Here is a 14,957-nt window from a genome sequence, read left to right as displayed (position 1 = left end):
TTAAGCCTGAAAATACAAATGCGAGAAAATTTCCAGTCTATGAGGAAGATTTGCTGGGGCGGTGGTTTTGGAAAAGACTTACTTGGTTGCGACGTATTTGGAAGAGTGTGGCATCTACGTGAAAGGTGAGATTGAATTCTGCTGGTCCGATATCTCCGTTTGGCAAAGTTTGCGAAAGATAGGTGAAGTCCATGCTTTTCATGGTGGCAAAAAACCAAGCAACTTCAACATCTTGAGTCAAGGTGCCAATGGTCTTGACAATACTGTAGGAATCCTTGTCGATCCAGACATGACCTGCTACCGCATTCATAATTTTCTCCTCGCGTGAGTTGTAAGGCTGGTTTGGCTTGGGTGTGAACTTAATTTTGAAACATTCCATATCATTGAAATGGTCTTTTCCGGCATGACTGAAAACGAAGCGGCTTATCATATCTGTGATCGAAAATTGAGCCGTGAGATTTTTCTCTTCAAGTGAGAGAGAGGGGCTTTGGCCTGCAGCAGTCCTCTCCGCGGTGTCGTCAACATCTACGGAATAGGTAATAAGCGACTGCGGTTGCATGGTTTTCTTTTCCTGCCTGGTCTCTACAACTTCACCCTTTTGATTGAGTGTATTAATAGTAACTAGCATGTCATATTCGAGGTTGAGTCGACGGTTGCGAATGGTAGAGTCCTTCTTAGCGGCAAGTTGGATAACCTCATAAGCAGACTTCCCCGACGTCTGTATCGGAGAACAGACCAAGATTGCCAATAACGATAAACAGACTCGAATTGCCATTATGACAAAGCATAGACTGTGATAATAAATTCGCAATGTTTTAGGTGACAGGAAAAGCGGAACGCTATAGTGTCCAAAAGTTTTATGTCTCATTTAAAATTATTTATTCCAGGTCCAATAGAGGTTTCAGAAAAAACCATGCAAGCATTTGCTAAACCTATGGTTGGGCACCGCTCAAAGGATTTTCAGGAACTCAATGCTAGAGTGCAGCCTGGTTTGCAAAAGGTCTTTTACACAAAGCAGCCTGTTTTTGTGGCAACTGGTTCAGCCTGGTCAGTGATGGAAGCCTCTATTCGTAACCTGGTTTCGAAAAAGGTTTTGAATTGTATGAGTGGGGCTTTCTCAGATAAGTGGAATAGCGTTGCCAAGAAATGTGGTAAGGAAGCTGAAGCTTATCAGGTAGAATGGGGTGAAGCCATTCTACCCAAAGTAGTTGATGAAAAACTGGCTACTGGTGAGTTTGATGCGATTACGCTCATTCACAATGAAACCTCAACCGGGACTATGAATCCATTGTTTGAGATAGCAGCATTGAAAAAAAAGTATCCTGAAGTGATGTTTATTGTGGATACAGTGAGCTCTTTTTCGACCATGAAAATTCCTTTCGATGATCTAGCTATTGATGTCATGTTGGCTGGAACTCAGAAAGCGTTAGCATTACCTGCGGGAGCGGCGGTTTTTGCTGTATCTGAGGCTGCATTTGCTAAAGCCGAGACAATTAAGGACCGTGGTTATTATTTGGATTTCTTGGAATTCAGAGTAAACCAAGAGAAGAGTATGACACCTACTACGCCTTCTATTTCTCATTATTATGCATTAGAAAGTAAATTGGAGGACATGCTCTCAGAAGGATTAGATCAGCGTTTTGCGCGACATAAGAAAAACCAAGAATTAGCACATGCTTGGGTGAGGGAAAATGGCTTTGAGTTTTTCCCGGCCAAGGGATATGAGTCTATCTCATTGACCTGTGTGAAAAATAACCGCGAGATTAATGTTGCAGCCTTACAAAAATGGCTGCGTTCTAGTAAGTCAGTTGTGATGGACGGTGGTTATGGAAAAGTGAAGGGCAAGACGTTCCGTATTTCACACATGGGTGATGAAACTAGCGAGACGGTGGCTGAGTATTTGGCATGGCTATCTGAAGGAATAGATTCAGTTCAGTCTGTGAGCGCTTAATTTAAAAGCTCCTCCCAATTTGGGATTTTAGTGTTTTTAATATTACGTGTTTTCAAGAATGGGTAAACAAAGAATTACAATGTTAAAAACAGGTCGTTCTAGATAAAGTAAATAATGGCTAGCGAAACAAGCCGCAAGCCATAAAAATAGGTAATCAGAGTCGCGTGTGGATTTGTCATGCTTTATTCATTAATTTAATAAAGATGAGCGCTTTCGACATGACTCTATTAGTAAATCCAATCAAACCTTGCATCAGCAACACTTGTTTGTGGAAAGCTTCTGGTGGATTGGTCTAGTGTATTAAGGCGAGGTGGTATCAAACAGCAGCAAGATACTCCTTTTTTTGTTCTTGGGCCAACCGCAGTTGGTAAATCAGAACTTGCTCTAGATACGGCATGTGCATGGGGAGCGGAAGTGATATCAATGGATGCTTTCCAAGTTTATAAAGGCTTGGATATTGGGACAGGCAAGGTCTCGTCAGATGATCAAGCAAGAGTTAAGCACCACTTATTGGATGTGGTAGGCCCTCACGAAAATTTCCATGTTGCTCGCTACTTAGAGTTGGTTTCTGATGCCCTAGCAGAGATCCGACAAGGCCAAGTTCCAGTTGTTTTTGTAGGTGGGACGGGGTTATATTACCGTGCACTGCGTCGGGGTTTGACTCGGGCGCCTGTATCTGAACCTGAAATTGTCAATAGACTAGAAACCCTCCCTTTAGACCGGCTCAAGAAAATGGCTATAGATTGTGATCCCGAATGGGCTCAACGAAAGGGCTCAGACTTAGGTAATACAAGGAGATTGATCCGAGTTATTGCAGTCTTTCAAGATACGGGAAAGCCCTTGTCTCAATGGCAAAAAGAAATGTCTCTCCCACTCTGTTCTGAGAACAGTCCTGCGCAGGTGATTTGTTTGGTAATGGAGACAAATGCTCTTCGCAAACGTATACAAAAAAGGGTGCAAAAGATGTGGTCTAGCGGATGGCTGGAGGAAGTGGAGCAGTTGATGATGCTTGCTGATTGGCAAGGGTCCCAATCCTACCAAGCGCTTGGTTATGCACAGGTTGAAGCCTTCCTTTTAGGAAAGGTCACAAAGGATGAAGCCATTAATGAAATTGTTACCAAAACAAGCCAGTTTGCCAAAAGACAAATGACCTGGTGGCGGAAAGAAAAAGTTCCTTTTTTTGAGCTATAAATTTATTGGAGGTTTACTCGGAAGCGAATGAATTTTTTGTCTTCATCCATGGGTATAGATATAGATCTTATATCGAATTCTGTAGAATTTGGTTGAGGGCTATCTAGAAAGGAATTTACAGTAGTCCAGTTTTCTAGATTGTTGGAGGTTTCAATAAGGTATTGGATGCGTGAGTCATCATTTCTAGTCCGAAAATCTATTTCGAAACTGCCATCTAAAGTATTGAATGCAGGTTCGTAGCCAGAGTCGAAGGCATCAGTGGGGTTGCCTCCGAAGACATATTCCACTAAATTATTGTCGCCGTCTCCGTCAAAGTCCTCAGCCCATTCACCAATATCTATACTCCATGATTCTTTCCAATAATCCGCGAAGGAGTGTCTCTCCGTTTCATCAAATTTGAGAGGTCGGGTGCCGAGGAAGAATCCACTACCCAAGCTTAAAGAGGCTTTCTCGGTACCAAAGTAGCTTGATGCATTGAAATACTGCCAATTGTCAGGGGTATCTGCGACGCTTTCAGAAATTTCTGATGAATCGAAATTATTTACTTCTTCCTCCAAGTTAAGTATGGGAATTCTGGCTCCCACAGATTTTAGGTAATTCTTCAAGTCCTGGTATAGAGCATCACCTCGAGCTTTAGTCTCAGTATTGTGTCCATAAATATTGTGATACTCTGCTGGATCATTTGCCAAATCAAACAACATAATGGGATCCTCTTCCGGAAAGAGTAGCGGGGTTTCATAAAAGTACATGACTTTATCATAACCTCTAATGACACAGGAATGAGGTAAAGTATTTCGATAGTGTGGGTAATGGAAATAAAGCGAACGATTCAGGAAAGATTCTGTTTGCGGCTTTTCCTCCATCAACCCCTTCAAGCTAACCCCATCAATATTTTGAAGCCTATCTGGATCGCCCCCTGCCCATTCAAAGAAGGTGGGAAGAAGGTCGTAGTTTGCAACATTGGCTGTAGTCGAGGAGCCATTGGGAATGCCAGGCCCCATAGCTACCATGGGGACTCTAATTCCACCTTGCCAAACCCACCATTTCTTCATGTGCAACGGCTGTGATTGTCCGCGGACATTTCTTAGGATGCTGTGGCGGAATCCATTGTCAGACATCATCACGATGTAGGTGTTCTCGGCAATACCTAGTTCATCTAGTTTACTGAGAACAGTTCCGAATGATAGATCGAGTTCGTAAGCCATTCCTAGCCAGACTGCGGGATCTACTTTTCTCTTTAGGTTGTCTGGATCTAGGTCATTTTTGCTGTAGTAGCTATATTCTCTCTCCAGGAATTCCTGATAGTATTGGCGGACTTTCGGGAAGCATTCCTCCCCAGCATGCATTGCATAGTAAGAAAGTTGGACGTAGAAGGGGCGATGGGCAAGGTAGGACTCTTCTATAAAACGGGTGGCTTTATTTGTAATATGACCCGTCAGTTTGGGATCAGTTAATCCAGTGAGGACTGTTTCATCGCCTATGTGTGTGTTGCCTTCTTTGTTGCTCGTATTACCGTCGTGTAGAACATAGCCCTCATCTGCTGGCGATCCGCCAGAATGCCACTTGCCTATATGGGCACTTTGATAACCCATTAAATCGAGGGCTTCGGGTATAGTGGTCGTGCCAGGTCGTATGTTGTTATCAGCGGTGCAAGCGAGAACAGGGTTGAAAGAGGGGCCTGAGTAGTCAAAATATCCGGTGTTTTTGCCAGTTACTACAGTAAATCCGTTCCTCGCATTGGATTGACCGGTTTGTAGGGAAACCCTAGAGGGCCCACACTGAGGAGATGCATAGGCATTGCGGAAAATCATGCCTTGATTAGCCAATCTTTCTAAGTTAGGCATGTCAACCAAGCCTGGCATACCAGAATTTAGCATGCGCTTATCCATCAATATAGGAGATCCGTTCCAAGCCCAGTCATCAACAAAAAGCATAACGATATTTGGTGGTTTCACCCAGCGGTGCAACAGTTTCTCGCGAACCTCTTTGAAAAGATAGTCTCCAAGAGGAGAATTAAAAACCCTAATCTCACCCACCATCCCGTCTAGATATTGGTTGGGTTCATCAATGCTCCCTAAAGTAATAGGGTTATCTGTTGAGAAGTTAGCACGAGATAAAGGCCCTGATCTAGAAGTGTAATTTTTAGAGTCCCATAGTTCATAAGTTTCACTATTAGCGTCATACTGGAATGCCATCACTACCGTGTCTCCATTAGACAAGGCTTTTCCTGATGAAATAATTAATTCTGTTCCCAGTCTCACTTGAATGATCCCATCTGGAGTGTAGCCCATTTGCAGGCCGGTTAAACTTTCTGTTGAGTTGCCAAGAACGTCATTAAAACCACTTTGAACTAGGCTGTCGCATTTCATAGCTATCATGATACAGAAGCCATCTCCATTTACAGATAGGTCCAGAATGGCTTTTGATTCTTCAGCGTCAAAAAGCTTCAGACTGTTACGCCCCGCTCCGAAATCAACGCCCTCTAGACCGCTTTTAGAAAGACTTGAGCTTGGGAAAGTCACTTGCCCAACCAAGGCAGCTGCATTATTATTTTGGCCGCTTTGGTCAGACCATACTGATAGAGGGCTGGTAGGCAGAGTTGCTACATCCAAGAGCTGTAAGGCTTCAGGCGGTTCTGGCACAACTGAGGCCTCAGAACTTAAGTTTGATTCTATGTCATTATTTCCTACGGCTGACACTGCGTAATAGTATGTCACTCCAATTGCTGCAGTTTCATCCTCATATTGATTGCTAACAATTGTGCTGAGGTAGTCAGATGTCGTCACTGGGCTTTTTTGTGAACGATAGACTTTAAATTCTTTGAGGGTATTTGAAAGATCTTCGTCCCAGTTTAAAATGGCTTTTGAAACTCCGCTGGTTGCTATCAAACCACTTGGTGTTTCAGAATCTCCAAAATTTACTAATTCAAGTGTGAGGCTTTCTATAAATCCGTCACCTGATAAAGCAAAAGAGTCTCCATCTTCTATTTGAATCAAACCGCTCCAGGTTGCTCCTGTAGAAATGAGTGTGCCCGCATTTGATGAGCCTGGAGTTCCTGTTAACTTCCAAAGTTCTGCTTTGGAGTTGGCAAATGAGGCGGCGGTCAGCAACAAAGACTTACCAGGTTCTAAATCCAGTAGGTCCAGTTCAAATGTCCACAAGATTGCTTCACCGGTATCAACCCTTCTAATCCCACCGTCTTTAATGCCTAAACCTGAAGAAGAGCCATTTACTGGTTGCGCTGTTCCACCTCTCCAAGTTTGTGGATTCCAGTCGGAGGGCTCATTATTCCTGGCTTCAATAGTAATAACGAAAGATCCGTTCTCAACACTACCAGAAGTGAGCTTGCCTGATAGCACAGGAACGTCGCCAGATCTATCGGCTGTCCTAATTGAGGGGGGCTCTCCACCTAGCTGATCAAACTGCATTGGGTAGACAGAATTTAACGCATTGACTGAATCTCCAGTAGTGAAGTCAACCAACACCTTGCTCTTCACAGGCGCTTGAAAGATTAAAGAAATTACAAGTAGGATAATAAAAAAATAAACTTTCATTACTGGGCTCATTTTCTAATTCGCTTTAAATGTGCTATTGCTTATCTATTGAAATCAAACCTCTGAATTTTCTTTATGTATTTATCCAAAATCAAACGTCCCCTTTAATGGAGGAAGTTATCTTAAATTTAAATAATTGCAATTATTGTATAAATTTTAATTAGTATTGCAAAAGCTTTCTTTGATGCTTTGGATAGTTGTTGGTGCAAGCAATAGGACAATTCTAGAAAATGATGGTCTGATTAAAACCGAATTACCCATCATGGAGACAGCAAGGTATCTACGGGCGATCTTGAAGCTAACCAGCCTGAAGGTTGGGGTTAGTTAGTCTAGCAAAGCGGGTCTCCAATCACATACCACCATAGTGCAAAAAATCAGAGCTAGTAGTAGGAATGTGCAGGCAAAGCAGCGGGATTCATCCTTCATAACCATGAAGGCTAAACTACACATGATGGCCATAAAAGCAGCTTCGTCGCGCAATGCATAGACGCCCAAAACCATAATGAGAAGCAAAAAACCTTTGAAGAGAACAGCAAATGAGCTTCTGATGGGTAGTAAAAAAACAATGATAGCTTCGAGCAGGAGTCCTAACCAGGCTAAGCCATTCAGCCATGATTTCATATTTGGAAATAGAGGGTAATATGTTGCTTGAATACCTTCCGTTTGCACCCCTTTAAGGAACAGAAAAGAAGCTAAATTTTTCTCTACTAGTGTTTCCCAATTGGGATAAAAATGGGTCCCTAAAGAGCTCAGGCTAGTACCTTTTAGAATGTAATCCATCAAAAGGGATCCGGAGAGGTAATAACTAGAAAAAAGTTTTTGGAGGCTAGCGAAGAACAAAACAACGAACATAAGGTAAAGAGCAAGTTTTTTTAGGGCAGTTTTTTGGTCCTTTGGCGGCTCCCACCGAATGGTTCCAAGCCCAAGACAAATAAAGAAAAGTAAAAAAACATGATTGGCGCTTATATCATATTCGAAGATCAACTGAGGCAAGAATAGAAATGCCAGCAAAATCCAATACCATTTATTCATGCGCCAAGAGCGCAATAAGATACCGATGAATGTCACAAAAGTTATTGGATAGAAGCTAGCTGGCTCGGAGATTGCCTCAGAGGATAAGACCGTTATGATTAATACGAGGATAAGGTCTTCAACCTTAATGGAAAAAAGTATTCTAAAAAGGCAACTAAAGTTCATTGATTTGCCAATATTTGTCTTTTAGGCGAATCTCGAAAACTTCTACAGATACATTTTTACTGGTTAGCTTATTTTCAAGGCTAAATACCTTATTAGAAGTGAGAATCGGAACTACCTTAAGGCTTTTACAAATAAGGTTTTGCTCGTGGTACCGGTTGGGGAATACACACATTTTCATTCCAAAGTATTTGAATTTGTTCAATAGGTCCATCTCATGAGGAGTTAAATTCATGGAAGATATGTGAAGTCTGCTATCAGTAGGATAGATGCGGTAGTAGATTTCTTTTTCATCATCTAGCAGGCTTAACCAAACAGTCCTGCAAGTGACTGGATGAGGCTCGGTATACATGCCATATCCACCGCCTCTCCAAGGAGATAAATCGGTTACACGACTCGCAATAAATTGCATAGCAGCCAGAGCAAAGCAGAGCAGAGGAGCGATCATGTAAGGGCGGAATTTCACGGTGTGCAGCAGAACTTTATTCTTATACAAGATCTGCCCGAAACACACGTTATTTCTTAATGAAGAACACTTTTATTGCAATAAATAATCAAAAAGTTCTAATTAAACGAGATGATCTGATTATTGGAGATATACAATTGCGCGAAGCCAGAACTTCTGTATTTTTAATGTATATGATCGTTTCAAGACCGAAACTAGGTTTCTTAGACAAGATTTATTTTCCGGCGATTCTGGGGGGGATGCTGATTACTTTAAGGCACTTAATCAAGACTTGGAAGAGGCTGATTTTCAAAAAAGAAATTAAACCGGAGGAGCGGACTTTGATGGATATGTCGAGCACGGGTATGGTGACCATGCAGTATCCAGAGGAGAAGTGGCCGTTGCCTCCAGGGTATAGGGGCGCTCCTACCTTAGTTAAGGATGAGGATGATCGGACAAAATGTGTCTCCTGTCAGCTTTGCGAGTTTATATGTCCGCCTCGCGCTATTCGCATCACGCCAGGAGACATACCAGCTGATAGCGTTCATGCTAAAGTTGAGAAGGCTCCCAAGGCTTTTGATATAGATATGTTGCGTTGCATCTATTGTGGTCTCTGCGAAGAGGTTTGTCCTGAGGAAGCCATTTATCTTAAAGACGAGTATGCTCTAGTGGGAACGAATCGCGATGAAATGGTGAACCATAAAGACAAATTATTAGAAATGGGAGGAGTGACCCCGCGTCCTATCAAAAAATGGGAAAATAAGTAAGTTTTCAGATTGAATAGAATGTAAAAGGCAATTGTATATTGGTTTTGCATTGACCGAACCTGGCTAAGTTATAGGTTCGGATTTCTAGTTAATGGAAGCATTGTTTTTTTGGATTTTCGCAATCGGGCTGGTTAGCTCTGGTTTAGCGGTGATATTGAATCGGAATCCGGTGGGGTCTGCGATGTCGCTAGTCGCTGCCTTTTTCTTCTTAGCGCTTCTTTTTCTTACCTTGGAAGCGTTTTTCTTATTTGTTGTTCAGATCATTGTTTACGCAGGCGCTGTGATGGTCTTGTTTTTGTTCATCATCATGTTGCTAGATATCCCTACGGAGGAAAAGCGTCCGTTGCCTTGGTTTAAAATGGGAGGTGTAGCTTTCATGACCGCGATTCTGGGAATTTTCTTTTTTAAAGCATTGGATAGCCTTCCCCATGGCTCAAAGACTCTCAACTGGAATAGTGGAGCTGAAATGCCTGGAGCAAAAGAAGTCGGGAAATCATTGTTTAGCGATTACATATTACCCTTTGAAGCCACTGCGGTGCTTTTATTGATGGCAACTGTCGGTGTGATTTTATTAAGCCGAAGGATAGCAAAGGCGAAGTAATCGTGGAATTTGTAACAGTCATTACCCTAAATCATTATATCGCGCTAAGTGGCATACTGTTTGTGCTAGGGCTAGCTGCAGTAATGACTAGAAGGAGTATTATCATTATTTATATGGGACTCGAGATGATGTTGAATGCGGCAAATTTAGCATTGGTGGCCTTTTCTCGTTTTAATCCGGATGGAGCTATGAACGGAACCATGATGGTGTTCTTCATTATCACAGTAGCGGCGGCTGAGGTAGCTGTGGGTTTAGCTCTTATTGTCGCGCTTTATCGTAAGAAACAGGAGATTCATGCGGATACGTTATCGAGTTTGAAATTTTAACTTATGAATTGGGTTATTTTATTATCGCCGCTAGTGGCAGCATTATTGATTACCATTGGGTGTCATCGCTCCAAAGTGGGATCTGTTGCGCTTTCCATTGGTGCCTGTGCTATGTCTTTTATTGGAGCACTCTGTGTGTTTTTTGACTACGGCTGTATTTCTAGTTTCAATTGGGTTTCTTTACCTGGCCTGAAAATAAGCTTGGGGGCTATGGATGACGAGCTTGCGCGACTGATGTTATTAGTCGTTACAGGAGTAGGACTACTTATTCATATTTTTGCGATAGGATATATGAAAGAAGATCCTGGGATTTCCCGATTCTTTGCCAAGCTCTCGCTCTTTATGTTCTCTATGCTAGGAATTGTCCTTGCCGACAACTTAGCAGTGATGTTTGTTTTCTGGGAGTTAGTAGGACTAAGTTCATATCTTTTGATAGGCTTTTGGTTTCAAAAGCCAAGTGCTGCTGAGGCATCTAAGAAAGCATTCATTGTTAACCGGATTGGTGACTTTGGGTTTATCCTAGGGATTTTGGGTGTGTGGGGTATTTGGGGAGCTCTGGATTTTGATACATTGGCATCTTTAATAGAAGGAAAGACTTTACCTGAAGGAGTTTCACAAAATGTAGTAAACCTTCTGGCTTTGGGATTATTTGCGGGATGTGTGGGGAAATCAGCTCAATTGCCTTTACATGTTTGGCTTCCGGATGCGATGGAAGGGCCTACACCTGTTTCTGCATTGATACACGCGGCGACTATGGTGGCTGCAGGTGTTTATATGCTCTGCCGGGTTTCCTCTGTTTTAGGAATCAGTCAAATGGCTATGAGCACTGTGCTACTAGTCGGAACCATTACGGCTCTATATGCTGCGCTCATTGCTCTTCAACAAAATGATATCAAGAGAGTTCTTGCTTATTCAACATTGTCACAACTTGGTTACATGGTAGCTGCTGTAGGCGCAGGGGCAAGCGAAGCAGCCATGTTTCACTTAACAACGCATGCTTTCTTTAAGGCGCTCTTATTTCTTGGAGCTGGCTCTATTATTCATGCACTACATCATGAACAGGATATGTGGAAGATGGGAGGACTAGCCAAGAAAATGCCGTGGACCTTTGGAACTTTTACCATAGGTACCTTTGCTCTTACGGGATTTCCTTTACTGGCTGGTTTCTTTAGTAAGGAATCTATTTTGCTTGAGATTTATCACTATCATGATGCTACGCATCAAACCTGCTTCTGGATTTTGGCGTTTACTGCTGCACTAACTGCCTTCTACATGATGCGCTTATGGATTGTGACTTTCTTGGGTAAAGGGCGTTCGGATACGGTAAAGCATGCTCATGAATCACCTTGGTATATGGTAGCTCCACTGGCGATTTTAGCAGTTCTATCTGTTGTCGGTGGTTGGAATCATCATTCATTTATGCCAATTGTTTTTATTGATATACCAGATTATGTTGGGATGGGACCACACACGGAAGGTGCAGGGTTTGTGATGGCTGTCTCCATCATTCTTTTTCTGATAGGAACTGGATTGGGCTTATTCTTGTATCATGATAGGGCCAAAGACCCTATTGAGAACAGTTCATTTGCGCTTGTAAGGTTACTAAGTATTTTTCCGCGTCATAAATTTTTTACTGATGAGGTTTATGAAATCATTTTTGTAGGAGGTCAAAGACAGCTATCGAAAATGATTGCTTGGGTTGATAAGTGGATAGTAGATGGTCTGCTTGTAAGAGGAGCAGGAACTTTAGCTTCTGTGTCTGGCGAGGTCTTGCGTTTAATTCAAGGAGGCAATGTTCAAGTCTATGTCATCATCTTCATTTTGGGGCTGGCTTTTGTTTGTTACTGGTTGTTTGAAAAGGTGATTTTTTAGATGAGCTATTGGCTAGAAATATTTTTAGTAGTTCCTGTGATAGCTTGCTTGGCCATTGTTGTGGGGGCTCCAGCGAAACGCACGGCTCTTTTGGCTACCCTCATTAACTTGATTGGCAGCTTGGCTTTGGCAATTGGATTTGATGTTGAAGCCAATGGTTTTCAATTTGCTAACAAATGTTCTGCAGGCAACTTAGCTGGCTTTTTTGAGATCACCTGGCACTTGGGTGTGGATGGCTTGAGTTTGCCTTTAGTTTTACTAACAACAGTAGTGTCTTTTGTGGCGGTGTGCGTTGCTCATGAAGATGTTAAGCGGGCGAAAGAATTTTATATTTGTATATTATTGGTTAGTCTAGGAGGGCTAGGAGCCTTTCTCTCCGTAGATTTGTTTTTTCTCTATGTCTTCCATGAGGTAGCTCTTATTCCCACTTTTCTTTTGATTGGGATATGGGGAACACATGACCGTAAATTTGCCGCTACACAAATGACTCTCTACTTGATGCTCGGTAGTATGATTTTGCTAGCTGGGTTGTTAGCATTTTATTTTTATCTGCCAGATGGCTTAAGGACATTTAATTTAGAAACGATTCAGAATGAGTTACCTAAGAATTGGTTCAGAACTGAGCAACAAGCTATTATTTTCCCCTTATTGTTAGTAGGTTTTGGTATTTTAATTTCGTTATGGCCTTTTCATAGCTGGGCCCCAAGAGGGTATGCAACATCACCCGTTTCAGCTGTCATGCTCCATGCGGGGGTGTTGAAAAAATTTGGTCTTTATGGCTTGATTCGTCTGGCTGTTCCTTATTTGCCAGAAGGTGTAGACAAGTTTTTGACACCACTGTTGGTGTTGTTACTCTTTAACGTTTTATACGTTGGTCTTGTGACTATTTGGCAAAAGGAGCTCAATCTGATGCTTGGTTACTCCAGTGTTATGCATATGGGTTATCTTTTCCTTGGTTTTGCTAGTATGAATGTGATCGGGGTATCTGGAATGGTGGTTTTGATGGTGGCACATGGCTTGAGTGCTGCGTTACTATTTGGGTTGGCGGGGGAAATTAGGGAGCGAGTCGGAACTCTTAGAATGTCTGAGACAGGAGGGCTTGCTTCGAAAGCGCCGTGGTTAAGTTTTTATTTCATAGTAGGAGCAATGGCCTCTATAGGGCTGCCGGGTTTAGGTAATTTTGCTGGTGAGTTGATGATTTATTTTGGAGCTTGGAAAGCAGAGTTATATTGGGCAACGATACTTGCAGTATGGGGAATTGTGATCTCGGCGGTTTACATGCTTAGGGCAGTAAGAAATATTTGCTTTGGTGAGTTATCAGAACAAGTCGTCCAAGTAAAGGATCTCGATTTGACTAAGAGTGCTCCCTACTTATTGTTAGTGTTGGGGTTGGTCATTGTCGGCGTTTTCCCCAATGTCATTTTGCAATGGGTTGAACCAGTCGTTTCCACTCTACTCGGAAAAGGGGGTGCTTAATGTTTGAGGCAGTGATAGTTAAACTTGGAGCATTGTTAGCGCTTTTTAGGTATCCTGAGGTTTCCTTGCTGCTTCTAGCATTGCTTCTGCTAATCATGGAATCTTTCAGCAGTGATGAGAAAAAATCGTCATTCATAGGTCCTGTAGCGATGATTGGGCTTCTGGGTGTGCTCATTCTAAGTTTTGTTTTTCCTTTGAGTGAGGGCGTGCACTGGGAAGGTTTATATGCAGTAGATCATTTGGCTATTTTCTTTAAGCGTTTTTTTCTAGTGGCCACTTTGCTAGTGCTTTGGATGTCTTTGCCTTACGAGAGGAGATTATCATTTTCCCAAGGTGAGTTTTTTATTATGCCCTTGTTTCCCACTATTGGGATGTTGCTGCTATCTTCTGCTCAAGATTTTACTTTAATTTTTGTAGCGCTGGAGTTAGTTACCATTTCATTTTATGTGCTGGTGGCTTTTCAGCGAAATGAAGGAGCGTCTCTTGAAGCGGGTGTCAAATACCTGATTATTGGGGCTCTGTCCACAGCCTTTCTAGTATATGGCATAGCCTTTTTATTTGGAACGGTGGGTAGCACTCGTTTGGTTGAGATAAGTGTCTATTTAGTTGATCATGAAGTCACAGCGGCTTTGCTATTAGCTGCCATAGGCATAGTTGTGGGCTTAGGTTTCAAAATTGCCGCAGTTCCTTTTCATATCTGGGCACCTGATGTTTATCAAGGCGCGCCCACCCCAGTAACTGCTTTTTTAGCCATTTCATCCAAAGCAGCAGGCTTCCTAGTGCTCTTGAGGTTATTTGCCTTCGACGGCTTTGGTGTCAGTATGATGGATAAGTATTCGCATGCGATTTTTGGACTATTGGCGGGATTCACGGTGCTGTTGGGTAACTTGGCAGCATTGCCTCAAAGAAATATTAAAAGGTTGATGGGTTATTCAAGTATAGGACACGCAGGATTTTTGCTGTTTGGGCTGGCTGCTGTTTCAGATAGAGGGAACCAAGCAACGTTGTTGTATCTAATCCTGTACGCAATTGCGGCTGTTTTGGCCTTTTTTATTATTTGTCATCTGAGTGAGCAATTAGGCGGTGATGATTTATCTAAGTATTCTGGGTTATCTCGACGAGCACCTCTTTCTGCTTTTGGCTTACTTGTTGCATTTATTTCAATGGCAGGAGTGCCACCTTTAGCAGGTTTTGTTGGTAAATTCAGTGTCTTAGCTGCTGTGTGGGAAACAGATGTGGCAAATCAGACAGTTGGTCAGGAAAGCTATCTGCTATTAAGCTGTGGTTTGATAGCAGCAGTCATTGGGTTGTATTATTACTTGGGCATAGTGCGCCAGATGTATTGGTCCGAGCCCTTGGGTGATGCTCCGAAAGTTGAGCTGCCTCTGGCCGGCCAAGTATTGGTAATCGTCTTATCCATAGGACTAATCGTCTTAGGTATAAACCAACAACCAATCATGGACATCTTAGCGTTGATTACGGGATAATGGAATCTTCTCTTTTGTAGACTTTTCTTCTTTTGTTTTCGAGTTATTCTTCTTATAGGTTTTTGAAAATTTACTTAATTAGCCTCCAAAGCG

12 protein-coding genes are annotated in these 14,957 nt (G+C 42.4%); 8 read left to right on the top strand and 4 right to left on the bottom strand.

The window, feature by feature from the left end; genetic code table 11:
* Positions 1-37 precede the first annotated feature (37 nt).
* Positions 38-868 carry a hypothetical protein gene (locus AAGA18_02365; protein MEM9444174.1) on the bottom strand — a complete coding sequence of 277 codons (831 nt, stop codon included), beginning with the start codon at positions 866-868 and terminating at the stop codon, positions 38-40.
* On the opposite strand from AAGA18_02365, the gene AAGA18_02360 reads away from it, so the two are divergent.
* Both AAGA18_02360 and miaA read left to right on the top strand, forming a co-directional pair.
* Positions 860-1,951 carry an alanine--glyoxylate aminotransferase family protein gene (locus AAGA18_02360; protein MEM9444173.1) on the top strand — a complete coding sequence of 364 codons (1,092 nt, stop codon included), beginning with the start codon at positions 860-862 and terminating at the stop codon, positions 1,949-1,951. The two genes, AAGA18_02365 and AAGA18_02360, sit on opposite strands and share 9 nt — an antisense overlap.
* Before the next feature lie 282 nt (positions 1,952-2,233).
* Positions 2,234-3,142, top strand: a complete 909-nt coding sequence (gene miaA / locus AAGA18_02355) for a tRNA (adenosine(37)-N6)-dimethylallyltransferase MiaA (protein ID MEM9444172.1) — start codon at positions 2,234-2,236, stop codon at positions 3,140-3,142.
* Between the two features lie 2 nt (positions 3,143-3,144).
* On the opposite strand, the gene AAGA18_02350 is transcribed toward miaA, so the two are convergent.
* The 3 genes from AAGA18_02350 to AAGA18_02340 all read right to left on the bottom strand — a co-directional run bounded on the left by AAGA18_02350 (position 3,145) and on the right by AAGA18_02340 (position 8,356).
* Positions 3,145-6,708 (bottom strand): sulfatase-like hydrolase/transferase, encoded by a 3,564-nt coding sequence (locus tag AAGA18_02350; protein MEM9444171.1) that lies wholly within the window; start codon positions 6,706-6,708, stop codon positions 3,145-3,147.
* 312 nt (positions 6,709-7,020) lie between these two features.
* Positions 7,021-7,728 carry a hypothetical protein gene (locus tag AAGA18_02345; protein ID MEM9444170.1) on the bottom strand — a complete coding sequence of 236 codons (708 nt, stop codon included), beginning with the start codon at positions 7,726-7,728 and terminating at the stop codon, positions 7,021-7,023.
* Positions 7,729-7,882: 154 nt separating this feature from the next.
* Positions 7,883-8,356: a hypothetical protein gene (locus tag AAGA18_02340; protein ID MEM9444169.1), complete on the bottom strand. Its 474-nt coding sequence runs from the start codon at positions 8,354-8,356 to the stop codon at positions 7,883-7,885.
* A 173-nt stretch (positions 8,357-8,529) separates the two neighbouring features.
* On the opposite strand from AAGA18_02340, the gene AAGA18_02335 reads away from it, so the two are divergent.
* The 6 genes from AAGA18_02335 to AAGA18_02310 all read left to right on the top strand — a co-directional run bounded on the left by AAGA18_02335 (position 8,530) and on the right by AAGA18_02310 (position 14,864).
* Positions 8,530-9,102 (top strand): NADH-quinone oxidoreductase subunit I, encoded by a 573-nt coding sequence (locus AAGA18_02335; protein ID MEM9444168.1) that lies wholly within the window; start codon positions 8,530-8,532, stop codon positions 9,100-9,102.
* 91 nt (positions 9,103-9,193) lie between these two features.
* On the top strand, positions 9,194-9,703 hold the full coding sequence (locus tag AAGA18_02330) for an NADH-quinone oxidoreductase subunit J (protein ID MEM9444167.1): 510 nt from the start codon (positions 9,194-9,196) through the stop codon (positions 9,701-9,703).
* Between the two features lie 2 nt (positions 9,704-9,705).
* Entirely contained in the window at positions 9,706-10,029 is a 324-nt protein-coding gene (gene nuoK / locus AAGA18_02325; protein ID MEM9444166.1) for an NADH-quinone oxidoreductase subunit NuoK, read from the top strand.
* A 3-nt stretch (positions 10,030-10,032) separates the two neighbouring features.
* Entirely contained in the window at positions 10,033-11,901 is a 1,869-nt protein-coding gene (gene nuoL, locus AAGA18_02320; GenBank protein ID MEM9444165.1) for an NADH-quinone oxidoreductase subunit L, read from the top strand.
* Positions 11,902-13,377: an NADH-quinone oxidoreductase subunit M gene (locus AAGA18_02315; protein MEM9444164.1), complete on the top strand. Its 1,476-nt coding sequence runs from the start codon at positions 11,902-11,904 to the stop codon at positions 13,375-13,377. It begins immediately after the preceding gene.
* Positions 13,377-14,864: an NADH-quinone oxidoreductase subunit N gene (locus AAGA18_02310; GenBank protein ID MEM9444163.1), complete on the top strand. Its 1,488-nt coding sequence runs from the start codon at positions 13,377-13,379 to the stop codon at positions 14,862-14,864. The genes AAGA18_02315 and AAGA18_02310 overlap by 1 nt, the downstream gene beginning before the upstream one ends.
* The last annotated feature ends 93 nt before the right edge of the window (positions 14,865-14,957 follow it).

The organism is Verrucomicrobiota bacterium, from assembly GCA_039192515.1.
Taxonomy (GTDB): Bacteria; Verrucomicrobiota; Verrucomicrobiia; order Methylacidiphilales; family JBCCWR01; genus JBCCWR01.
This window is presented reverse-complemented; position numbering and strand designations above follow the sequence as displayed.